Below are 24,555 nucleotides of genomic sequence, written 5' to 3'. Positions count from 1 at the left end.
GGTAAAAGTTTAGTTTAAATATAAAACTAAAGATCTAAACCACAATATATTTACCTCTCAACAAATGTAAGCATTGCGTTTTCGGGCTTTAAAGTGATCAATGGTTTAATATCAACTTTATGAAGATTGGTATTTATTTTATACTTTCCTACCAAAGCACTTATTGCAAGAATCATTTCATACATCGCAAAATTATTACCAATACACATTCTGGGCCCTGATCCAAAAGGGAAATACCAATCAGAATATTCTTTTTTATCAATATCAGGATGAAATCGATCAGGATCAAATGTCGAAGGGTCTTTCCAAAAACTTTTATGTCTATGGATTTCAAAAAACGAAACTAGGATAGTTGTTCCTTTTTTTAGTTTTAAATCCTGATAATTATCATCTTCAATAGCCACGCGATCAGAAAAATAAGCAGGTGGATATAACCGCATTGCTTCTTCAATACACTGTTTTGTATATCGAAATTTTGCTATCTGTTCTATTGGCGGTAAATCATCTCGAGTTTCAGAAACTTCTTGATATACCTGTTCCTGAATCTCAGGATGAAGCGCCAGTAATACAGCTGTAAAGGTTAATGCATTAGACGTAGTTTCATGCCCTGCTACAAACAGAATTAGAATTTCATCTATCAACTGTTCATTACCCATCACACTACCATCATCATATTTTGATGTTAGCAGCATATCTAACAGGTCATTATACACTTTATTAGAGTTTCTTCTTTCTTCTATAATTGTATTAAGAATATCTCTTGCCTCCTGAGTTAGCTTGAGTGTATTTTTGATTTTTCCACTAAAGTAAAACCACCATCGTTTATAAGGCTGTCTTATTTCCTGTACCAATGATTTCTGAGCAGCTTCGGTTATATGTTGCAATCGCGAAATAGTATCTCCCTGTGTATCTGTATAGCCAAATAATGACTTGGCTACTACTTTAAAGGCTAAATCACTCATTACAGGAAAAATATCGATTTCTTTATTGGAGGGTATCTTTATAAACTCTTCTTCTATTACTTCTTTAATCGTATTTATCAAGGATTCTAACTTCTTCTTATGAAAAGCAGGTTGAATTAAACGTCTCTGTTTTAACCATTTTTCTCCTGTAGAAGTTAATAATCCTTCTCCTACATACTTTGCCAGATCTTTTGTTTGTAATTCGGATTTGCTATATCGTCTATGTTGTTTTTGCAGCATATGCTTAGCAAAACCCGCATCACGAGTAAAAATAACGGTTTTACCAAATCCTAATTGGACTTTAAAAGCGTCTCCATATTTTTCAAAATTTTCATGATGAAAAGGAAGTGGGTTTTTAAGAATACGACTTGCGTTATTAAGAACTCTAAAAAAAGAAACTATAGGGAGATTGGTATTCATTTTATTGTAGTCTTGTATTTAATCAGGAAATAGTAATCATTAAAACAACCCTCCCTGAATTCCTCCTTTTACTCTTCCCAAGTGTTTATAGGCCGCTTCTGTTACTTCTCTACCTCTTGGTGTACGCATAATAAACCCTTGCTGAATCAGAAAAGGTTCATACACCTCTTCGATCGTTTCGGCACTTTCACTAACAGCTGTAGCAAGTGTAGTGATCCCAACGGGGCCGCCTTTAAATTTATCGATCAACGTAGTTAGAATTTTATTATCCATTTCATCTAAGCCATGAGCATCTACATTAAGCGCTTTTAAGGCAAATTTAGAAATTTCGATATCTATCTTACCATTTCCTTTAATTTGTGCAAAATCACGTACTCTACGCAATAAAGCATTAGCTATTCTAGGTGTTCCTCTACTCCTACCTGCTATTTCGATAGCGGCTTCCATAGAAATTGGAACATTAAGTATATGAGCACTACGCTGTACTATGGTAGATAACAATTCTGTTGTGTAGTATTGTAATCGAGACTGAATCCCAAATCGTGCCCTCATAGGTGCTGTTAGCAACCCAGAACGAGTTGTCGCTCCTACCAATGTAAATGGATTCAAATTAATTTGAACTGTACGTGCATTAGGACCGCTCTCGATCATAATATCAATCTTATAGTCTTCCATTGCAGAATACAAATATTCTTCTACTATAGGGCTTAATCTATGAATCTCATCTATAAACAATACATCTCTATCATCCAGATTTGTTAATAGTCCCGCCAGATCTCCGGGTTTATCCAAAACTGGTCCCGAAGTAACTTTAATTCCAACTCCTAATTCGTTGGCAAGAATATGGGCTAAAGTGGTTTTCCCTAAACCGGGAGGACCATGAAAAAGAGTATGATCAAGAGCTTCATCTCTCAAATTTGCCGCCTGAACAAAAATCTCTAAATTCTCAAGAACCTGATCCTGACCAGCAAAATCATCAAAGGCAAGAGGCCGTAATGCTCTTTCGATATCCAGATCTTCGTTAGAAAAATTTTCGTTTGTTGGATCAAGGTTTTCGTTCATTTATAAAATCTCATTATCATCGATCCGATAGCTATATATCGGTATTAAGTTTACTACTACTATTTAAATCCGGGTTCTATTGATATAACACCAGAGCGTCATTAACAAATATAATAAAAAGAGTTCCCGATCAACTTCGAATACTAGTTAATTAATCAGAAAAGAAAAAGCCTTTTCATGAAAATGAAAAGGCTTTTTTATATCTTTTAAACATCAGATTAATGATGCATTTCTTCTTCTCCTTCTTGTAATGGAATAATCTGAGAGACAAAATCCTGCCCTGCAATTACATATTCTCCATTTTCATTTGTCTTACTATAGTCATAAGGCCATCTGTGTACATGAGGAATTTCTCCTGGCCAGTTACCATGCATATGTTCTACCGGAGTAGTCCATTCTAAAGTATTAGATTTCCATGGATTCTGAACTGCCTTCTTTCCGTAGAAAATAGAACTTATAAAATTATACAAGAACACTAACTGTCCTGCAGCTGCAAAAATAGCGAAAGCTGTTATTAATACATTAGTATCTGTTAAATCATCAAAATAAGGGAAATTAGAGTTTGTATAATAACGTCTCGGTAATCCCGCCATTCCTACAAAGTGCATTGGGAAGAATACTCCATATGCTCCTATAGCGGTAATCCAAAAATGCACATATCCTAAATTCTTATTCATCATCTTACCATACATTTTAGGGAACCAATGATATACTCCTGCAAATAATCCATATAGTGCAGAAATACCCATCACCAGGTGAAAGTGCGCTACTACAAAATATGTATCATGAACATTAATATCTAATGTACTATCTCCTAATATAATACCAGTAAGACCTCCTGTAATAAATGTAGATACTAATCCTATTGAGAATAACATTGCGGGATTAAATTGCAAGTTACCTTTCCATAGAGTAGTAATATAATTAAATGCTTTTACTGCAGAAGGAATAGCAATCAATAAGGTCGTAAATGTAAATACAGAACCTAAGAAAGGATTCATACCAGATACAAACATATGATGCCCCCAAACAATTGTAGATAAGAATGCAATTGCTAATATAGAAGCAACCATCGCACGGTATCCAAATATAGGTTTACGAGCATTTGTAGCTATAATCTCTGAAGTAATACCTAAAGCCGGTAGTAATACAATATATACTTCTGGATGCCCCAAGAACCAGAATAAATGTTCAAAAAGAACTGGCGAACCACCCTGGTTATGTAGCACTTCTCCTTGTATATAAATATCACTTAAATAGAAAGAAGTACCAAAACTTCTATCCATTATTAACAATAATGCTGCTGATAATAATACTGGAAACGAAACAATACCAATTATAGCTGTTACAAAGAATGCCCATATGGTTAAAGGTAAACGAGTCATTGACATTCCTTTGGTTCGTAAGTTGATTACAGTTACCACATAGTTCAAAGAACCAAGTAAAGAAGAGGCAATAAATATCGCCATAGAAACTAACCATAATGTCATCCCTGTTCCCGAACCTCCAATAGCTTGTGGCAATGCACTTAGCGGAGGATAAATTGTCCACCCTGCCGATGCTGGTCCTGCTTCTGCAAATAATGACAATACCATGATAACACTACTTAAAAAGAATAACCAGTACGATATCATATTTAAGAATCCAGAAGCCATATCACGAGCTCCAATCTGTAATGGAATAAGAAGGTTACTAAAGGTACCACTCAATCCTGCTGTCAATACAAAAAATACCATTATAGTACCGTGTATTGTTACCAAAGCCAGGTATATTCCCGGATCCATAACTCCATCTTCACCAAATTTACCTAATAAAATTTCATAAATAGTAAACTGGTGGTCTGGCCATGCCAATTGCATTCTAAATAATAAAGACATTGCAATACCAATAATCCCCATAATCAAACCAGTAATTAAGTACTGCTTAGAGATCATCTTGTGATCCTGACTAAAAATATATTTGGTAATAAATGTTTCTTTATGATGTCCGTGATCGTCGTGATCGTGATCGTGGTTATCTCCTTGAGTTACTGACATAACGCTATTTCTTTTTAATATAATATATTAATTTTCTTCTTTCTTAGTTGCTTGCTTGGGCTGATAATTGCTCTCCAAAGGTAGGCTGTGTTTTTAACCATGCCTTATAATCTTCTTCAGATTCTACTATAATCTTCATTTGCATATTATAATGTGATACCCCACATATTTTATTACACAATAAGTAGTATTCGAATGTATATTCTTCTAAAGCTTCATCTCCTGCAGCTACTAATTTTTTGCTTTTTTCTCTTCTAATCTTATTGATTGTAGCGACTTTCTCTACCATAAACTCGCTATTTCTCATTTCTTCAGAAGTAACAGTCGGTGTATAAGCAAACTCTGTAATCATACCCGGTACAACATTCATCTGTGCTCTAAAAAATGGCATGTAAGCAGAATGTAATACATCCTGAGAGCGCATTTTAAAAATAACCTTTCTATTTACAGGCAAATGCAATTCATTAGTAATTTTGTCATCTTTTCCATAAGTATCAGAAACATCTAGACCTAAGGTATTAATTCCTTCTATATAACGAACATTAGCTTTACCTAATTCATTATCCTCTCCAGAGTATCGAGCACGCCAGTCGAATTGATATGCGTATAACTCAACAATTAATGGATCTCCATCTTCTTCATCGATATTCATGATATCGGTCCATGTAAACAATCCATATATAATTAATCCTGCAAGTACAATTACCGGTATAATAGTCCAGATAAATTCTAATTTGTCATTATCGGCAAAGAATAATGCTTTATTTTCTTTTTTACCTCGATACTTGTATGAAAAGAAATGTAACAATCCCTGTGTAAGGATCTGTACAATCATGATCAATACCATCGAGATCAACATTAATCTATCATAATCAACACCATGCTCAGAAGCTGATTCTGGAAGGAAATAAGAGTCATATTGTACAAAACAATATATGGTAAGCAGGTAAAGAAATATTACAAATGCAAGCATAAGCTTACCTTGTAAATTATTGTCTTTGTCGTTTGCTACTTGAGAGTTATCTGTTTTAGCTTGAGACAATTTCAATATCTTTGACATTTGCCACAACGTGATTCCAAAAAGTGCTATAACTACTAAGGTTAAGAATACAGTCATTTTTATCTATCTTCTTTTTTTACAATTCAAATTTTAATAATGGAAATGTTTACTTTCCTCTATATAAGGGTTTCCTTTAGGCAATAATGGAGCTTTAGTTAATGCTCTAAACACTACAAATAAAAATAGTCCTAAAAACAATGACACAGCACTTATTTCACTAATACCTATAAACCATGATTCGCCAACTGTTGCAGGCATTATCATGTTATAAACATCGATATAATGACCACAAAGAATAACAATACCTGCCATTACAACAAACCAGTTCACACGTTTAAAATCACTATTCATTAACACCAGTATTGGGAAAATAAAATTCATTACTAACATTCCAAAAAATGGAAGTTTATAATCCTCAATACGAGTAATAAAATAAGTTACCTCTTCTGGTATATTAGAATACCATATCAACATAAACTGAGAGAACCAAAGATATGTCCAGAAGATACTGATACCAAACATAAACTTAGCCAGGTCATGAATATGACTATTATTTACAAATTCTAAATATCCTTTAGATTTTAAGTAAATACTTATTAAAGCGATCGTAGTAATACCAGAAACAAATAAACTTGCAAATACATACCATCCAAATAAGGTACTGAACCAGTGTGGATCAAAACTCATAATCCAATCCCAAGATGCCATAGATTCTGTATAGATAAAAAATACTAAGAATCCTGCAGATATCTTAAAGCTCTTTTTATACCATTTATTCCCTTCTGTATCTTCATCCTGCTTTCTTGAATATTTAACAGCGAAATGACGATATAGTAACCATCCTCCTAAAAAGATAACAGCTCTGATAATGAATCCCCAGCTATTTAACCAGCCAGATTTTCCTTGAAGTAATGCATCATGAGCTACAACTTCTGGATCCGCCCATACAAACAAATGATTAACATGGAATCCTGATAATGCTAAAATTACAAAAAGGATAATTCCTCCTGGCACCAAATATGCTGTTATTGCTTCCATTACTCTAAAAAGTACTGGAGACCATCCTGCTTGTGATGCAAATTGTATTGCATAAAATGCCAATACTCCAAGTGCTATCATAAAAAAGAAGAATGCTGCTACATATAATGAAGCCCAAGGCTTATTTTGTAATTGGTGTAATACATGTTCATAGTGTGCATCTCCTCCATGAGCATCTTCTTCTCCGTGTCCTTGATTACCATGACTGCTCTCTGCTACTTGTGATTCACCATGACCACCTCCATGAGCGTCGTGCGCTGCCATCATTTCTTTTACCTCTTCTACAGACCCAGGTCTTTGTCCAAATCCAATAATAAGACCTACAAGACCTACAACCATAAGGATGATAGAAAATAATCTTAATCTATTTGATAGCGTATACATATCTTTATAATATCGTTATTCTTAACTTTTTTACTAGTGCACTAGTGTGCGTTACTATGATCTTCTGTTGATTCAGGATGTTCTTCTACTTTTGTTTCTACAACGGTAGGAGCAGCATCTGTATCTATTCGAGGGGTTTTCCCTTCAAGGTCAGCCTTTAACTTCTGTACGTATTGAACAATCTGCCAACGTTCATGCTCATTAGTTTGGGATGCATACGACCCCATAGAGTTGATTCCGTAATACATTACATGATAAATACTTCCTTCTGTAATTGCTCTACCTATATCATCGTAACTAGGAACTCCTAAAATCTTTTCTCTTTGTACCAAAGGTCCTTTTCCATCTCCTTTTCCTCCATGGCAAATTGCACAATAGATATCATACAATTCTTTTCCAGCATCTTCATTTTCTTTTGTATATCGGATTGGGTTCTTCAAAGTGTCCTTAGCAAGTAAGTAACCTTCTTGTGAATTTTCAAAATCATATGGCATCCATCCTCTTGGTATTGAGCCTTCGGCAGGTAACATGGCTTCCTGACCGCCAGGAAAAATACCGTAGTCACCATAAGTTTCATAACTTAACGGTTCATACATATTAGGCATAAATTGATAATTAGGTTTTGAATCTTTTTTACAAGAAACAACGCAAATCATCACTACTGCCGTTGCTAATATTTTTATAGTATTCTTCATTATTACTAATGGTTATCTTCTTCCTTATCTATTACTTTAATTTCTACTGCTCCGGTATCACCCAAAAAGCTAGCAAGTTGATCAACATCGTGATTCCCTGCATCTACTTCCATTAAGAAATGATCATCTGTAGTTCTTACATCAGGATTTTCGGCTTTTTTAAATGGCCATAATTTACTTCTCATGTAAAAAGTAATTACCATTAAATGGGCTGCAAAGAACACGGTAAGCTCAAACATAATCGGAACAAAGGATGGCATGTTTTCGATATAGCTAAAACTAGGTTTACCTCCAATGTCTTGAGGCCAATCTTCGATCATGATATAATTCATCATCAAGATTGCTACCGTAAGTCCAACACAACCATACATAAAGGATGTAATTGCTAATCGGGTATGAGGTAATCCCATTGCTTTATCTAGTCCATGAACCGGAAAAGGCGTGTATACCTCTTCGATATGATAGTGCTCTGCACGAACTTTCTTGACAGCATCCATCAGGATATCGTCGTCTATATATAATGCATGTATAACTTTTGATGCCATACTTCTAGTTATTTTTAAGTTTTTCTGCCTGACCAGCCCAATCATCGCGTTGTGCTCTACCAGGGAATGATCCAGTGATATTATCTAATAAATCGTACTCAGTTTCGGTCATTTTACTTACTTGATCAAAAGTAAATATTCCGATCTCATTAAGTTTCTTTTCCATTACTGGTCCGATACCGTTAACTTTTTTAAGATCATCTGCAGTTTGTGTTGACGGATCAAATGTCCCAAGGTTCCCCAATAGGTTATTGATATCTTCTTCACTTGCTTCTACTTTGGTTTCAGTCTTTTTCTTTGCGGATTTTTCTTTTACCACTTCTGCTTTACCTTTAGGTAACTCATCTCTGTGATCTTTTCCGGCTTCTCTTAGTTTCTTATATTTTTCTCCAGAAGATTTCAGAATTGATTTTACTTCTGCCTGTGCTATTACAGGGAACGTACGAGAGTATAATAAGAATAAGACAAAGAAGAATCCAATTGTTCCTATAAATATTCCTATATCTACAAAGGTAGGAGAGAACATTGTCCATGATGATGGTAAATAATCTCTATGAAGTGATGTTACAATGATCACAAAACGTTCAAACCACATTCCTATGTTTACTACAATAGAGATAAAGAAAGAGAACATTATACTTCTTCTTAATTTTGGGAACCACATAAACTGAGGTGAGAACACGTTACATGTCATCATCGCCCAATATGCCCACCAATACGGTCCTGTTGCTCTGTTAAGGAACGCATATTGTTCGTATTCAACTCCAGAATACCAAGCTACAAATAGCTCTGTTATATAGGCAACACCAACAATAGAACCAGTAATCATGATGACAATATTCATCAATTCTATATGTAAAATAGTGATATAGTTTTCTAGGTTTGATACTTTTCTCATTATAATAAGAAGCGTATTCACCATAGCGAATCCAGAAAAAACCGCTCCAGCCACAAAATATGGTGGAAATATTGTGGTATGCCATCCTGGGATTACTGAAGTAGCAAAATCAAATGATACAATAGTATGTACAGAAAGTACTAATGGTGTAGCTAAACCTGCAAGTACTAAAGATACTTCTTCAAAACGTTGCCAGTCTTTTGCTCTTCCACTCCATCCAAAAGATAGAAGGCCATATATTTTTTTTGTAAATGGAGTTATCGCTCGGTCTCTAATCATTGCGAAATCCGGTAACAATCCAGTCCACCAGAATACCAGTGATACAGAAAGGTACGTAGAGATTGCAAATACATCCCATAGTAATGGCGAGTTAAAGTTTACCCATAGTGATCCAAACTGGTTTGGTATTGGTAATACCCAATATGCCAACCAAGGACGTCCCATGTGAATAATCGGGAATAATCCTGCTTGAATAACGGCAAAAATCGTCATCGCTTCTGCAGAACGGTTAATTGCCATTCTCCACTTCTGACGAAATAACAGTAGTACTGCAGAAATCAAGGTTCCGGCGTGACCAATACCTACCCACCAAACAAAGTTGGTGATATCCCAGGCCCATCCTACTGTTTTGTTTAATCCCCAGGTTCCTATTCCTGTAGATATTGTGTAAATAATACACCCTATCCCCCAAAGGAAAGCAATAAGTGAAATAGAAAAGACAATCCACCAAGATTTATTTGCTTTTCCTTCTACCGCTGCCACAACATCCAATGTTACATCATGGTATGTTTTATCACCGGTTACTAAAGGTTTTCTTATAGGTGCTTCGTAATGAGACATAATCCTTTATAATTGAATTGATTCTTTAATTAGTTAATTAAGCTTCTGTAGTGTTTCTTACTTTTGTTTGATACACAACATTAGGTTTTGTTCCAACATGTTCTAATAAATGATAAGCTCTGTCATCTTTTACTAATTCTGAAATTACGCTTCCCTCTTCATTAACATCTCCAAAACGCATTGCTCCCGATGAACAAGCAGCAGAGCAAGCACATGCATCATTAAATTCGCCTGCAGCTACTAATCTTCCTTCTCGTTTAGCTTTCAGTATAATAGCTTGTGTCGATTGGATACAGAAAGAACATTTTTCCATAACCCCTCTAGAACGCACAGTAACATCAGGATTAAGTACCATTCTACCTAAATCATTATTCATATAGTAATCAAACTCGTCATTATTGTTATATAAGAACCAGTTGAATCTACGTACTTTGTATGGACAGTTATTGGCACAGTATCGTGTACCTACACAACGATTATATGCCATATGGTTTTGTCCTTGTCTACCATGTGATGTAGCAGCAACAGGACATACAGTCTCACATGGAGCGTGGTTACAGTGCTGGCACATTACTGGTTGGAACACTACCTGAGGATTATCTGATGGATTTTCCATCTCACCAAACTCAGATAAAGAGCTTCCTAAACCGGCAATATTATCTTTCTTGTCATTATCACCTTCAAAACTATCTTGTGAAGAATAATATCTATCAATACGTAACCAATGCATATCTCTAGATCTACGTACTTCTGATTTACCAACTACAGGTACATTATTCTCTGCGTGACAAGCAATAACACAGGCACCACATCCTGTACAAGCATTTAAATCTATAGAAAGATTAAAATGATGTCCTACAGAACGATCAAATTCATCCCAAAGATCAACTTCTGGAGAAGTAACCTCATATTCTATATGATTTTTACTCACTTCAGGAATTGCATTCCATTCGTGCTTATCTTTTGTATTGAATATTTCGAGAGTCGTTTCTTTTACAATATCACCACGACCCATTAATGTATTATGTAATTGTACACAAGCAAACTCATGCACTCCTTCTGCAGCCGTAATTGAAACGTTTTGTACGGTATTAAGGTTTTGATATAAAGAGTAGGCATTTACTCCTACTATCATATCTTCTTTAATCCCTTTTGACTTACCATATCCTAAAGCCAATCCAACAGAACCTTTGGCTTGCCCAGGTTGAATAATTACCGGAACTTTTATAGACTCGCTTCCTTGAACTGAAATATTTGCATAACTCCCATTTAAGGCTCCATTTGCAACATTTTCGTTGGTTAATCCTAGCTCAGCAGCATCTGCTCTAGAAACTGTTAAGTAGTTATCCCAAGATGCTCTGGTAATAGGGTCAGGCATTTCTTGTAGCCAAGGGTTATTAGCCTGTTGGCCATCTCCTAATGCTATTTTTGTATATAATGTAAGTTCTATTCCATTTGATTTCGCAACAGAAAGTCTTCTCGATGCGGCACCAACATCTGGTCCTGCCGAAGTTGGTACTGGAGCAGCTTCTATATCAGCCACATCTCCTTCTGGTGCTTCAAGTGCATCTACCAATTCTTGTTTTGGAAGTATTGGTTTTACCAATACTCCATCATGAAGAGCTTGATTCCAGGAAGTACCTCCAAGAATACCCGTCCATGCGCTTTTTATATAATCATGGTAGGTAGATGAATTACCAGTCCATTTTAATAATGTTTCTTGAAATTGTCTTGTATCAAACAAAGGTCTGATCGTAGGCTGCATTAAACTATAGCTTCCTCTTTTTAGTTCGATATCTCCCCAAGATTCTAAATAGTGAGGCGTTGTTGCTACATAATTACATAATTCTGCCGTAGCATCATTATGCATACTAAATGCTACAGATATATCTACTTTTTCAAGGCCGCTTTTAAACTCATTTGCATTTGGTAATGAATATACTGGATTAACGCCAGCAATTAACAGACCTCCTACACGTCCTGCATTCATATCTTTCACCAATTGAGCAACTGCCTTAGCATCTCCTTGACGTATTGTACGTGGAGTATTTTTATTAAAGGCTTTACTTTGGATTGCTTTATTGATTTCTAAAACTACCAATTGTGCATCAACATCCTGAATTCCTGTAACGACTAAAGCATTACTTCCTGCTTTTTGGATCTCTTTTGCAGCTTTAACCACTTCTGCATCTAGCTTAGAATCTAAAGCCCCTTTAGAACCAGATCCTGTTACATATTTATACAGAGCAGCAAGTACTTGTTTCTGTTGTGATGGAGTAACTTGTATCCTTTTATCTGCATTAGCTCCTGTTAAAGACATGTTTGCTTCAAACTGAATATGCTTAGACATTTTTCCGTTTTTAGGAATACGTCCTTTTGCATATGCACCATCATATCCTCCTCCTTGCCAATCTCCTAAAAAGTCTGCTGCAATACTTACTACCGTATTCGCTTTAGAAAAATCATAATCTGCAAGTGCTCTTTCACCATACATCATTTGATATGCATCTAGAGCTTCACTATTAGAAATAGCATCATATACTACGTGTTTAACGTTTTGATATTTTGCTTTAAATTCTGAAATTAACTTTGATGTAGACGGGCTAGCAAATGTTTGGGTTAACAAAACAATTTGTTTACCTCCAAGGCTATTTAACTTTGCACTTACTTCTTTATCTAAGACATCCCAATCAACATTTTCATTACCTTTTCTAGGTCCCTGAAGACGAGAACTATCATACAATGATAATACTGAAGCATGTACTCTCGCATTAGCATCGCAATTAGATTTAGCCAGATTGTTATTTTCTACTTTTATAGGTCGACCTTCTCTGGTTTTAATTAAAACACTTGCAAAATCATACCCATCTGCAATTGTAGTTGCATAATAGTTAGCAACACCAGGTACTATTCTATCTGGTTGAACTACATATGGTATTGATTTTTTAACAGGGCCTTCACATGCTGCCAATGAAGCAGCTGCTGTACTAAAACCTACATATTTAAGAAAATCACGACGAGTGGTCGACGAATTCTCTAACGATGACTTATCACCTAAAAACTCATCCGTAGGAATTTCCTTAACGAATTCGTTTTGTTGTAGCGTCTCAACAATAGAGCTGTTTTCGTTTAGCTCTTCAACACTTTTCCAGTATTTCTTGTTTGATGACATATATAATTGATATTAGCTTCTTACTATTCTTCCGTTTACGAAAAACAATTGTTTTATTATTAATAATGACATTTACCACATTCCAGACCACCCATTTGAGCAGCTGTCAATTGGTCTACACCATATTTTTTAGAAAGTTCTTTATGAATTTTCTCATAATACTTGTTATCAGCAATTTTCACATTGGTCTCTCTATGACAATTAACACACCACCCCATAGTAAGCGGAGCATACTGATACATAATTTCCATTTCCTCTACCGGACCATGACATGTCTGGCACTCTATTCCTGCAACACTTACGTGCTGAGAGTGATTAAAGTATGCAAAATCAGGAAGGTTATGAATACGAACCCATTTTACAGGCTGAGTATCACCAGTATATGCTTGTGTATTAGTATCCCAACCTACCGCTTTGTATAACTTTTGAATCTCACCATCATAGAATTCTTTAGAGTATTCTTCTGTTGCAGTAGCATCAGCTACCTCACTAATAGACTTATGACAGTTCATACAAACATTAAGAGAAGGAATCCCCGATGTCTTACTAACTCTTGCAGAAGAGTGACAATATTTACATTCTATCTTATTATCACCAGCATGAATTTTATGAGAATAGTGTATTGGTTGAACAGGCTGATATCCTTGATCAACTCCTATCTGCATAAAGTATCCATATACAAAGTAACCGCTCGCAAGTAATAAGAAAATGGCAGTAACCATAACCAAGAATTGGTTTTGAATAAATGCTTTCCAGATTGGGGTTCTTTCTTCTGCTTGTGGCAACTCTACATTATTAGCTTCTGCAAAGCTTCTTAGTGTCTTATTAACAAGGAATAAAACCACAACCAGCATCAAAAATACTAGTGCTAATATTGCTAAAATCACATTAGAAGAAACCCCTGAGTTTCCACCACCTCCAGAAGCAGTATCGCTTCCTGGAACAGGTGCAGGCGGATCTGCTTTAGGCTCCATTACATAGGCCAAAATATTATCAATATCACCATCTGTTAACTGCGGAAAAGCATTCATTGCAGTTTTGTTATACTCTTCGAAAACAGCAACAGCTTGCGCATCACCAGAAGCGACCATAGCTGCACTATTCTTTATCCATGAATATAACCATGCTCTGTCATACTTATCAGCAACTCCAAAAAGAGCAGGACCAACTGCTTTTTTATACCGCTTATGACAAGCTGCACAAAGTGATTTAAACAACTCTTCTCCCTTAGCGACATCTCCTCCAGACGAAGCTTCAGTTACAGCAGCGTTATCAACAGCCGCTTCATCCTGCCCAAAGACAGGGTTAAAAAAAGTAAATAAAAAAACAGTTCCTAGGATTAGGATTTTAGAGGCTGAATTTCGGTGTTTCACCTGTTTCATATTATCAAGTAGAATTATCGTCTTAATTTTGGTATGGTTTTTTCATTAATATCTTAAAAAAGATATAAAACCGGCACTTTTAATTCGACGACAAAAGTACTATAATTAGTCGATTTTAGAAATGTTAGAGAACCGTTAACTCTTAATTTATAACAATTCTAAATAATATTTTTTAATGATTTTGAGTTATTAAACTTTACCTTTGCATCAAATCAATTTGTAATGAGAATGTTAAACACCACAAACCATATTTTTCTGTTTGGTTTTTACCTTATAATTACCAGCACTTTAACCGCTCAGGATACCACAAATATTACTCCTGAAACTCCAAATCAGCCCGATTTTGTACCCGTAAACATATTACCACAACCAGAAGCGTCTGTAACTATCAATCAAGATCCACGAATAAAAATACTTCTTGATATAAAATCTAAGATGGAAAAAGATGGAGAATTTAGTGATCGCTACAAGATTCAGTTATATTATGGTAATTTAAATAAGGCAAATGAAATAATAAGAGCCTCAAAAGAAGCTTTTCCAAAATGGAGTTCGTCGATCCAATGGGAAACACCTAATTACAAAGTATGGATGGGAAACTATCGCACAAGGCTTGAAGCCGACAGAGCATTAAAAGAAGTGCACACCAAATTCCCTAATGCATTCATATTTAGACCAGAAAAAAAATAAAGATTCTTCTTATTCATAAATAATAAAACCCGATGTTTTCACATCGGGTTTTATTATTTACTAAATTATCCTAGATCTTATAGCTTCTTCTTTACGGCTACTTCTTGATAAGCCTCTACTATATCACCTTCTTTAATATCATTATAATTCTTAATTTGCAGACCACAGTCATATCCTTTTGCTACTTCTTTTACATCATCTTTAAATCTTTTTAAAGAAGCAAACTCACCTGTATACACTACAACACCTTCTCGAATCAAGCGTACACCAGAATTTCGGAAAAGCTTACCTGTAAGAACCATACATCCTGCAATTGTACCAACTTTAGAGATCTTAAATGTTTCTCTAATTTCTGCAGTTCCTGTAACTTCTTCTTTCATTACCGGAGAAAGCATTCCTTCCATTGCATCTTTAAGATCATTAATAGCATCATAGATAATCGAATATGTTCTGATATCAATTTCTTCTTTATCTGCAACTTGTCTGGCATTACCAGCTGGTCTAACATTAAATCCAATAATAATAGCATCAGATGCAGATGCCAGCAACACATCACTTTCTGTAATTGCTCCTACTGCTTTATGAATGATATTTACATGAATTTCTTCTGTAGACAATTTCTGGAACGAATCTGTTAACGCCTCTACAGAACCATCAACATCTCCTTTAAGAATAATATTAAGCTCTTTAAAGTCTCCTAAGGCAATTCGACGTCCGATCTCATCTAGTGTAATATGTCGTTGTGTACGCACAGATTGTTCTCTATGTAATTGTGCTCGTTTTGAAGCAATATCTTTAGCTTCTCTCTCATCTTCTAATACACTAAACTTATCTCCCGCTTGTGGAGCACCATCTAATCCAAGGATTGAAACTGGTGTAGAAGGCCCTGCCTCTTTTACACTATTTCCTCGTTCATCCTGCATCGCCTTAATCTTACCGCTATTTTTACCTGCAAGAACATAATCTCCTATTTTAAGCGTACCTGTTTGTACTAAAATAGTAGACACATAACCACGCCCTTTATCTAAAAACGCTTCTACAACTGTACCCGACGCTAATCGATTCGGATTTGCTTTAAGTTCTAGTATCTCAGCTTCAAGAAGTACTTTTTCAAGTAATTCTTTAACCCCTAATCCAGTTTTAGCAGAAATATCATGGGATTGGATTTTTCCTCCCCAATCTTCTACTAATAAATTCATAGAAGCTAGTTTTTCTTTTATCTTTTCAGGATTTGCTTCTTGCCTATCTACTTTATTAATAGCAAACACAATAGGAACTCCTGCTGCCTGAGCATGACTAATCGCTTCTTTGGTCTGCGGCATCACATCATCATCTGCAGCAATTACAATAATAGCTAAATCTGTTACCTGCGCACCACGTGCACGCATTGCGGTAAATGCTTCGTGACCAGGTGTATCTAAAAACGCTATTTTCTGTCCATTTTCTAACTGCACTCCATAGGCTCCGATATGCTGGGTAATCCCACCACTCTCACCAGCTATTACATTTTCTTCTCGAATATAATCAAGTAGAGATGTTTTACCATGATCAACATGTCCCATTACAGTTACAATTGGTGCTCTTTCTTCTAAATCCTCGGGAGCATCTACAATTTCTTCTATAGATTCCTCGATATCTGCAGTTACAAAATTAACTTCATAACCAAATTCATCTGCTACAATAGAAAGAGTCTCTGCATCTAAACGCTGATTCATTGTCACCATTATTCCTAATGACATACAAGCCGAAATAATATCGGTGGTTGGCACACTCATCATCGTAGCAACCTCAGAAGCTGTAACAAATTCTGTTACCTTAAGTACTTTACTTTCTTGTTCTTGTTGTGCTACATCATCTTCTGCTTTCTGACGATGCTGATCTCTCTTATCTCTACGATATTTAGCCGCTTTTGACTTATTAGATTTTCCTTGTAATTTTTCAAGAGTTTCTCGTACTTGTTTTTGCACTTCTTCTTCACTTGGCTCTTCTTTTACAATAGCAGGTCGTTTACCTTTTGCAGGTCCTCTTCCTCTATTTCCACCTCGGTTACCACCACCAGACTGACCTCCTGGTCTACCGCCACCAGATCCTTGAGAACCACCTCCTTCTTTACTAATTCTTCGTCGGCGTTTTTTTGCTGCATCACCTGCATTCGAAGATTTCTTATCAGATTTATCTTCTTTCTTTTTAGCAGGTTTTTTAAATTGAGTTAAATCAATTTTCTGACCTGTGAAATTAGGGCCATCTAATTTCTTATATTGAGTTTTAACCTTCTCTGGTTCTACAGAAACCTCAGCTTCCACTTCTGGCGCTGGAGTTTCAGGCTTATCTTTGCTCACAACAGGCTCTACAGGTTTATCTTCTTTTATTTCTTTTGGCGCTTGTCGCGTTATTTTAATTCCTTTTTTCTGAGGTCTATTTGAAACTACTTCTGGAGTTTTGCTTTTTGCCTCTTCCTTTTCTTTTACCTTTTCTTCTACCTTCTCTACCTTAGGAGCTTCAACTACTTTTTCTTCGGGCTTTGCAGTATTATCTTCTTGCTTTCCTCCTTCCAGTTCAATCTTACCTACTTGCTTAGGTCCACTTAATTGAGCTTTGGCTTTCACAACTTCACGAGCTTCTGCACGTTTACGTTTTTCTTCCTGTTCATTTTCGATCTGCACTCGCAACGCTTCTTTCTCTTTCTTCTTTTCTTCCCCGACTTCCTTTGAAGCTACTTTTTTACTCTTATCCGTTTGAAATTCATCAAACAAGAGCTGATAAATCTCCGAAGAAATTTTTGTAGTAGGACGCGCATCTATCTCATGACCTTTTGAGTTCAAAAAGTCAACAGCCCGATCTAGCGAGATATTGAATTCGCGTAATACTTTATTTAGTCTCATTGTTCCTGCTTCAGCCATAAATGCCTTTTATTTAATGCTCAAATATAATTAATTGTGATTATTAATCTTCAAATTCAGATTTTAATATTCTAATCACTTCGCTTACTGTCTCTTCTTCAAGGTCAGTTCGCTTTACTAAATCACTAATATCCTGTTCTAAAATACTCTTTGCTGTATCCAAACCAATTTTAGAAAATTCTTCAATAATCCATGAGTCGATTTCATCAGAAAACTCTGTAAGCTCTACATCTTCTTCTACACCTTCTCTAAATACATCTATCTCATAACCTGTTAATTGCCCTGCCAATCTAATATTATGACCTCCTCGACCAATAGCTTTAGAAACCTCTTCTGGTCTTAGCATTACTTCTGCTCGACTGGTCTCTTCATTAATCTTTATAGAAGTTACTTTCGCAGGACTTAACGCTCTGGTAATAAATAATTGTAAATTATTTGTATAATTAATAACATCAATATTTTCATTACCCAATTCTCTTACGATACCATGTATACGAGAACCTTTCATACCAACACATGCTCCTACAGGATCAATTCTGTCATCATACGAATCTACAGCAACTTTTGCTTTTTCTCCAGGAATTCTAACTACTTTTTTAACTGTAATTAATCCATCAAACACTTCTGGTATTTCTGATTCGAACAATTTCTCTAAAAACAGAGGTGATGTTCTAGACATAACAATAGATGGTTTATTACCTTTAAGCTCTACAGATTCGATTACTCCTCGTACATTTTCTCCTTTCCTAAAAAAATCAGAAGGTATCTGTCTATCCTTAGGCAATATAATCTCATTACCTTCGTCATCCAACATTATAATCGCTCTATGACGAATATGATGAACCTCTGCAGTATAAATCTCTCCTTCTAATTCTTTAAACTGTTTATAAATATTAGTATTGTCGTGTTCATGGATTTTAGAAATCAAATTCTGGCGCAATGCCAATATAGAACGTCTTCCTAAATCTATAAGCTTAACTTCTTCTGATACGTCTTCACCTACCTCAAAATCAGGCTCTATTTTTTGTGCTTCAGTTAGTGATATTTCTTGATTACCATCTTCAACCTCTCCATCTCCTACTACAATACGGTTTCTCCAAATTTCTAAATCTCCCTTATCAGGATTTATAATGATATCGAAATTGTCATCACTACCAAACTTCTTCTTTAGAGCATTTCTAAATACATCTTCTAAGATCGACATTAAAGTAACACGATCTATAAATTTATCATCCTTGAATTCTGAAAATGATTCTATTAATGCGATATTTTCCATATCAATATATTATAATTAAAATGTTATCATAACTTTTGCTTCTACAATATTTTCATAAGCTATATTAGCTTCTTTAGTAACGGTTACTTTACCTTTACCTACTGGTTTAGGCTCCCGTGTTTTCCACGTTAAGACAACTGCATCTTCGGTCGCCGAGATCAGCTCTCCTTCGATCGTTTCTTCGGTTGTTTTTACCTTAAGTTTTCTACCCACATTCTTTTTGTATTGCCGAACATGTTTCAGACCTTCAGAAACGCCAGAAGACATCACCTGAAGAGAGAAGTCTTCTTCTTCTCTATCTAAATTGTGCTCAATTGCCCTGCTTACAGCAATACAATCTTCTACTTTCACACCATTATCACCATCAATAATAATTTCAATACTATTGTCGGGATGAATTTTACTTTCAATTAGAAATAAGGACGGATTTTCTTGAAGTGCCCCCTCTAATAAATTCTGAACTTTGTCTTTTAATGACATAAATAGATAAAAAGAGGGGACTTCTCGTCCCCTCATCCTGGTTTTTTAATTTCAACGGTGCAAAGATAGTAATAATATCTTATATACAAAATATCGCTAAGAATGAATTTATTCGTAAATTTAAGATATACTATACAAACAGCTTCTTACTTAAACCATATAACCATCAATATGTTCTAAATTCAAAGTGATAAACGAATAACATATTTCAAAAAAGCAGTATTATGATTAAAAGTATACTAGTTCCAACAGATTTTTCTAAACAAGCCGAAAGCGCACTAAAAGTAGCCGCTCAAATAGCGAAAAAAAATAATGCCAAAATCTATCTGTTACATATTTTAGAACTCCCTATGCATCTTACAGATTTAATGTCTTCTGGAGCACCAGGACCTGCACCAGAGGCCGTTTTTTTTATGAAACAAACCCATAAAAAATTTGAAGAAGTACTAAATCAGGATTATTTAAAAGATATTGATGTCATTGAGACTGTAAATTTTGAAGACGTATTGCATGGGATTATTAATTCGAGCACCAAAAACAATATAGACATCATCATCATGGGGTCTCATGGCTCTACTGGTTTTGAAGAATTATTTATAGGTTCTAATGCGGAAAAAGTGGTGCGAACATCAAAAAAACCAGTATTAGTTATCAAAGAAGATTGTGATATTTTTGAAATTAATGACTTTGTATATGCTACAAATTTTGATGATGAAGATAAACCATGTCTTTTAGCAGCACACGATTTTTCTAAATCAATTCAAGCAAAACTTCATTTAGTATGGATAAATACAGCTAATGGATTTAAAACCACTTATGAAACCGAAGAAAAAATGAATAATATGATCTCTAATCTAGCCATAGAAGGGTATAGTTTAAACATCTATAACGACAATACCGTAGAAAAAGGAATACTTAATTTTGCCGACTCTATCAATGCAGGTATGATCGGCATTAGCACTCATGGCAGAAAAGGAATATCACACTTTATTAACGGAAGCTTAGGGGAAGACGTTGTAAATCATGCAAAAAGACCAGTACTCACTTTTAAAATTTAATAGCCATATACTGCTAAAAATAAAAAAGGAGCAAATAAATTTGCTCCTTTTTTGTTGGCCTACTAGGGCTCGAACCTAGACTCTTCTGGACCAAAACCAGACGTGTTGCCAGTTACACCATAGGCCAATATGTGTTTGCGGGTGCAAATTTAAAATTTTCTTTTGGCTCTGCAAACATTTTTTAAAATTTATTCTACTAAATCAATAATCTATTTATAAAACTGCTGTTAAATGTCTAAAATATAAACTTCTGTTAAGCGTTTCCTAAAAAAACTAAGGTTAAAGTATTTTTATTATTAAATTCGCCACACGTTATATAACTGAATAAATCTTATGAGCACATTCAACTTTACCAAGTGGAATAAAATATTAGGATGGATTGTTTTTACCATCGCTTTATGCGTTTACGCAATGACGGTAGAACCCACTGCTAGTTTTTGGGATGCAGGAGAATACATTGCTACCTCTTCAAAACTACAAGTCGGCCACCCACCAGGGGCACCACTTTTTCAAATGATTGGAGCTTTTGCTTCTGCTTTTGCATCAGACCCTACACAAATTGCATTAATGGTGAATATGACTTCTGCGTTTGCTAGTGCACTTACGATCCTTTTTATGTTTTGGTCAATTACCATTCTTGTGAAAAAAGTAATTGTTAAAGATGAAGAATTAACACAAGGTAAAGCAATGGCTATTCTAGGCAGTGGTATAGTAGGGGCTCTCGCCTTTTCCTTTACAGATAGCTTTTGGTTTAATGCTGTAGAAGCCGAAGTATATGCAATGGCCACCTGTATTTTATCTGTTCTTTTCTATCTTGGATTATTATGGGAACGAGACATGCATACCTCTAGAGGTAATAAATGGCTACTATTAATTTCTTTTATTGTAGGATTATCTTTTGGTGTTCACTTTATGGGATTACTCTCTATCCCTGCAATAGGTCTATTATATTATTTCAAAAATTACAAAGAAATTACTATAAAAAATTTCATTGTTGCCAATATCGTTGTTGTAGCTATATTATTGTTTATTTTTAAACTCCTACTACCTTCTACACTTAAATTCTTTGGTGCAGCCGAAGTCTTTTTTGTGAATTCTATAGGTATGCCTTTTAATTCAGGAACCATTATTGCTGGATTAATAATCGCTGCAGCTTTTTATTTTGGCATAAAATACACTCGTAAAAAAAATTATCCACAATTAAACACATTGTTACTATGTGTTATGTTTATCCTAATAGGATTTTCTAGTTGGGTTATGTTACCTATACGAGCAAATGCCGGAACTGTAATTAATGAAAATAACCCTAATAACGCAAGAGAGCTTCTGGCATATTATAACTTAGAACAATACCCAGAAACCCATCTTTTTTATGGACCTCAATTTACAGAAATTTATGCAGGTTTGGATGAGAACAATCCATATGAAGATGGCAAACCGAAATATGAAAAAGATCTTAAAACCGGGAAATATATTATAGTTAACGATTGGAAAAATGCAAAACAAAACCTTGATGATGCGCATAAAGCCATTTTACCAAGAATGTGGAGCACAGAGCATATTGCTAATTATATGGAGTTTACCGGGCCAATTAAATTTACAATCAAGCCCGAGTATCAAGGTGAAGAAGAATTACTTAATGCTGTTACTCAATTTAGAAGGGAATATGCTACAGGGAAATTAGATAATGATGACTACAGTAAATTTCTACAATCGTTTGGTAATTATATCAATGTAGAAAAACCCTCTTTTTGGGATAACGTAGTATATTTATTTGATTACCAAATGGGATATATGTACTGGCGTTATTTTATGTGGAATTTTGTTGGACGACAAGATGACAACCAAGGCAAACTTACCGATTTAGAAGGAAATTGGCTTAGTGGTATTAAATTTATAGATGAAATTCGATTAGGGTCTCAAGATAATTTACCTAGCGATGCTCTTAAAAATAAAGCTCGCAACACTTACTACTTCCTACCATTACTACTAGGGTTAATTGGTTTTGTATTTATGCTACAAAGAGATAAGAAAAAATTCTGGGCATTACTCATTTTTTTCTTATTTACAGGTTTAGCACTAAAAATTTACCTTAATGAAAGACCTTTTGAACCAAGAGAGCGAGATTATGCGCTGGTAGGGTCATTTTATGTATTTGCCATCTGGATAGGATTTGGTGTATATGCTTTGTTTGATTTACTTAAAAAATATGTACAACCCAAAATACTCGCTCCTATAGTTACCGTGGTTTGTCTATTGGCCGTACCAGTACTATTAGCAGCACAAAACTGGGATGATCACGATCGTTCAAATCGATATACTGCACAATCTATGGCAAAAATGTACTTGCAATCTTGCCAAAAAGATGCCATTCTATTTACGATAGGAGATAATGACACATTTGCCCTATGGTATGCACAAGAAATTGAAGGCTACCGTACAGACGTTAGAACCGTAAACACCAGCCTTTTTGCAACAGATTGGTATATAGACCAAATGAAAAAAGCTGCATATGAAGGAAAACCTATCCCCTCTCAATTAACTCATGAATTCTATCGATTCGGAAATAACGATGCTATTTATCACAAACCCGTAACTTCTGATACGATGCTTATCAAAAACTGGATGAGATGGATAGAAACAGATGACCCTCGAACTAAAGGAGATTTACAAAGTGGTAAAAAAGTAAATACATTTCCTACTAAGCACATACGAATTCCCGTAGACAAAGAAGCGGTGCTTAGAAATGGTATTGTGGCTCAAAAAGATGCTGATCTTATTGTACCTTATATTGATATCCATCTTAATGGGGATTTATTATTTAAAAATCGTCTTTTGATGCTGGATATTATCGCTAATAACAATTGGGAAAGACCTATTTATTTTACTGGTGGAAGTTATGGAGATGATGATTTCTTATGGATGAAAGATTATCTGCAATTAGATGGGGTTACTTTTAAATTAGTTCCTATTCGCACTAAGGTAAATCCTCGAAATCCTTTTGAAATGGGCAGAATAGATACCGATCTCATGTATAAAAACGTAACTACCTGGGATTGGGGTAATAGTAATGACCCGAATATATATCATGATCCAGAAACCAGAAAAAATGCAATTACATATCGTAGTAATCTAGCAAGACTTGTCGAGGCTTTAATCCAGGAAGATAAAAAAGATAAAGCCAAAGAAATTTTGGATCTGGCAATGGATAAAATGCCAATCGAATACTATGAATATTACACTCTGGTAGAGCCTTATATTTCTGGATATTACGAGATAGGAGAAAAACAAAAAGCTCGAGATTTATGGATAAAACTGGCAAAAAAATACCAAGAGCAGCTCACCTATTTTGGTAGCTTAGAGCTTAAAGATCAATATCGTTATGCTGAAGAGATTGTAACTAATGTAGAACGTTATCGTAGCGTAGTTGATCTATTGCTAATCAATCAGGATCGGGAAATGATAGAAGAAAAAGCAGATGAGTTTAACAAATACCTAAGATTGTTTACTCGACTTTATTCTGAAGATGAAGAATATGATGATGATGAAGCCATACGTAAACAACAAGAAGAAGATCTTATTAAAGAGTTTCAAAACCAGGAAAAATCGTTAGATTCTTTAGATAGTATAGCAAACTAATTATTAAAAGTGAGCCTTTAT

The 24,555-nt window shown here is 35.1% G+C and carries 16 protein-coding genes and 1 tRNA gene; 3 read left to right on the top strand and 14 right to left on the bottom strand.

Going from position 1 to position 24,555, the window contains the following annotated elements:
- Positions 1-50 precede the first annotated feature (50 nt).
- From NNL09_RS11040 to NNL09_RS10995, 10 genes are all read right to left on the bottom strand, one after another.
- A complete protein-coding gene (locus NNL09_RS11040) occupies positions 51-1,382 on the bottom strand; it encodes a cytochrome P450 (protein WP_196911101.1) in 1,332 nt (443 codons plus the stop codon).
- Between the two features lie 39 nt (positions 1,383-1,421).
- Positions 1,422-2,444: a Holliday junction branch migration DNA helicase RuvB gene (gene ruvB / locus NNL09_RS11035; protein WP_025666869.1), complete on the bottom strand. Its 1,023-nt coding sequence runs from the start codon at positions 2,442-2,444 to the stop codon at positions 1,422-1,424.
- Between the two features lie 218 nt (positions 2,445-2,662).
- On the bottom strand, positions 2,663-4,480 hold the full coding sequence (locus tag NNL09_RS11030) for a cbb3-type cytochrome c oxidase subunit I (protein ID WP_025666870.1): 1,818 nt from the start codon (positions 4,478-4,480) through the stop codon (positions 2,663-2,665).
- 43 nt (positions 4,481-4,523) lie between these two features.
- Positions 4,524-5,597 (bottom strand): cytochrome c oxidase subunit II, encoded by a 1,074-nt coding sequence (locus NNL09_RS11025; RefSeq protein ID WP_025666871.1) that lies wholly within the window; start codon positions 5,595-5,597, stop codon positions 4,524-4,526.
- Positions 5,598-5,630: 33 nt separating this feature from the next.
- The gene (locus tag NNL09_RS11020) at positions 5,631-6,962 is read right to left on the bottom strand and encodes a hypothetical protein (RefSeq protein WP_025666872.1); all 1,332 of its coding nucleotides are present in this window, start codon (positions 6,960-6,962) and stop codon (positions 5,631-5,633) included.
- Between the two features lie 41 nt (positions 6,963-7,003).
- Complete coding sequence (locus NNL09_RS11015; protein WP_025666873.1) at positions 7,004-7,657, bottom strand: cytochrome c; 654 nt, start codon at positions 7,655-7,657, stop codon at positions 7,004-7,006.
- 5 nt (positions 7,658-7,662) lie between these two features.
- Positions 7,663-8,202 (bottom strand): DUF3341 domain-containing protein, encoded by a 540-nt coding sequence (locus NNL09_RS11010; protein WP_025666874.1) that lies wholly within the window; start codon positions 8,200-8,202, stop codon positions 7,663-7,665.
- 4 nt (positions 8,203-8,206) lie between these two features.
- Complete coding sequence (gene nrfD, locus NNL09_RS11005; protein WP_025666875.1) at positions 8,207-9,943, bottom strand: NrfD/PsrC family molybdoenzyme membrane anchor subunit; 1,737 nt, start codon at positions 9,941-9,943, stop codon at positions 8,207-8,209.
- Between the two features lie 34 nt (positions 9,944-9,977).
- Positions 9,978-13,112 carry a TAT-variant-translocated molybdopterin oxidoreductase gene (locus NNL09_RS11000; protein WP_196911102.1) on the bottom strand — a complete coding sequence of 1,045 codons (3,135 nt, stop codon included), beginning with the start codon at positions 13,110-13,112 and terminating at the stop codon, positions 9,978-9,980.
- Positions 13,113-13,171: 59 nt separating this feature from the next.
- Complete coding sequence (locus NNL09_RS10995) at positions 13,172-14,494, bottom strand: c-type cytochrome (protein ID WP_025666877.1); 1,323 nt, start codon at positions 14,492-14,494, stop codon at positions 13,172-13,174.
- Between the two features lie 222 nt (positions 14,495-14,716).
- On the opposite strand from NNL09_RS10995, the gene NNL09_RS10990 reads away from it, so the two are divergent.
- A complete protein-coding gene (locus tag NNL09_RS10990; protein ID WP_196911103.1) occupies positions 14,717-15,181 on the top strand; it encodes an SPOR domain-containing protein in 465 nt (154 codons plus the stop codon).
- A gap of 77 nt (positions 15,182-15,258) precedes the next feature.
- On the opposite strand, the gene infB is transcribed toward NNL09_RS10990, so the two are convergent.
- Genes infB through rimP form a run of 3 tightly spaced genes read right to left on the bottom strand, consistent with a single transcriptional unit; the run spans position 15,259 to position 19,873 of the window.
- The gene (gene infB, locus NNL09_RS10985) at positions 15,259-18,081 is read right to left on the bottom strand and encodes a translation initiation factor IF-2 (RefSeq protein ID WP_196911104.1); all 2,823 of its coding nucleotides are present in this window, start codon (positions 18,079-18,081) and stop codon (positions 15,259-15,261) included.
- A 43-nt stretch (positions 18,082-18,124) separates the two neighbouring features.
- Positions 18,125-19,357, bottom strand: coding sequence for a transcription termination factor NusA (gene nusA, locus NNL09_RS10980; protein WP_074409706.1), 1,233 nt, complete (start codon positions 19,355-19,357; stop codon positions 18,125-18,127).
- Between the two features lie 15 nt (positions 19,358-19,372).
- Positions 19,373-19,873, bottom strand: coding sequence for a ribosome assembly cofactor RimP (gene rimP / locus NNL09_RS10975; RefSeq protein WP_231389261.1), 501 nt, complete (start codon positions 19,871-19,873; stop codon positions 19,373-19,375).
- 188 nt (positions 19,874-20,061) lie between these two features.
- Between rimP and NNL09_RS10970 the strand changes: the two genes are divergently transcribed.
- Positions 20,062-20,895 (top strand): universal stress protein, encoded by an 834-nt coding sequence (locus NNL09_RS10970; RefSeq protein ID WP_231389262.1) that lies wholly within the window; start codon positions 20,062-20,064, stop codon positions 20,893-20,895.
- A gap of 54 nt (positions 20,896-20,949) precedes the next feature.
- Here NNL09_RS10970 and NNL09_RS10965 read toward each other — a convergent pair.
- Positions 20,950-21,022: transfer RNA gene (locus NNL09_RS10965), tRNA-Gln, on the bottom strand.
- A 206-nt stretch (positions 21,023-21,228) separates the two neighbouring features.
- On the opposite strand from NNL09_RS10965, the gene NNL09_RS10960 reads away from it, so the two are divergent.
- Positions 21,229-24,534 carry a DUF2723 domain-containing protein gene (locus NNL09_RS10960; protein WP_196911105.1) on the top strand — a complete coding sequence of 1,102 codons (3,306 nt, stop codon included), beginning with the start codon at positions 21,229-21,231 and terminating at the stop codon, positions 24,532-24,534.
- Positions 24,535-24,555: the final 21 nt, after the last annotated feature.

Origin of the sequence: Aquimarina sp. EL_43, from assembly GCF_943422735.1 — a bacterium.
Taxonomy (GTDB): domain Bacteria; phylum Bacteroidota; class Bacteroidia; order Flavobacteriales; family Flavobacteriaceae; genus Aquimarina; species Aquimarina megaterium.
The sequence above is the reverse complement of the archived record's forward strand: the minus strand, read 5'-3'. Positions and strand labels throughout refer to the sequence as shown.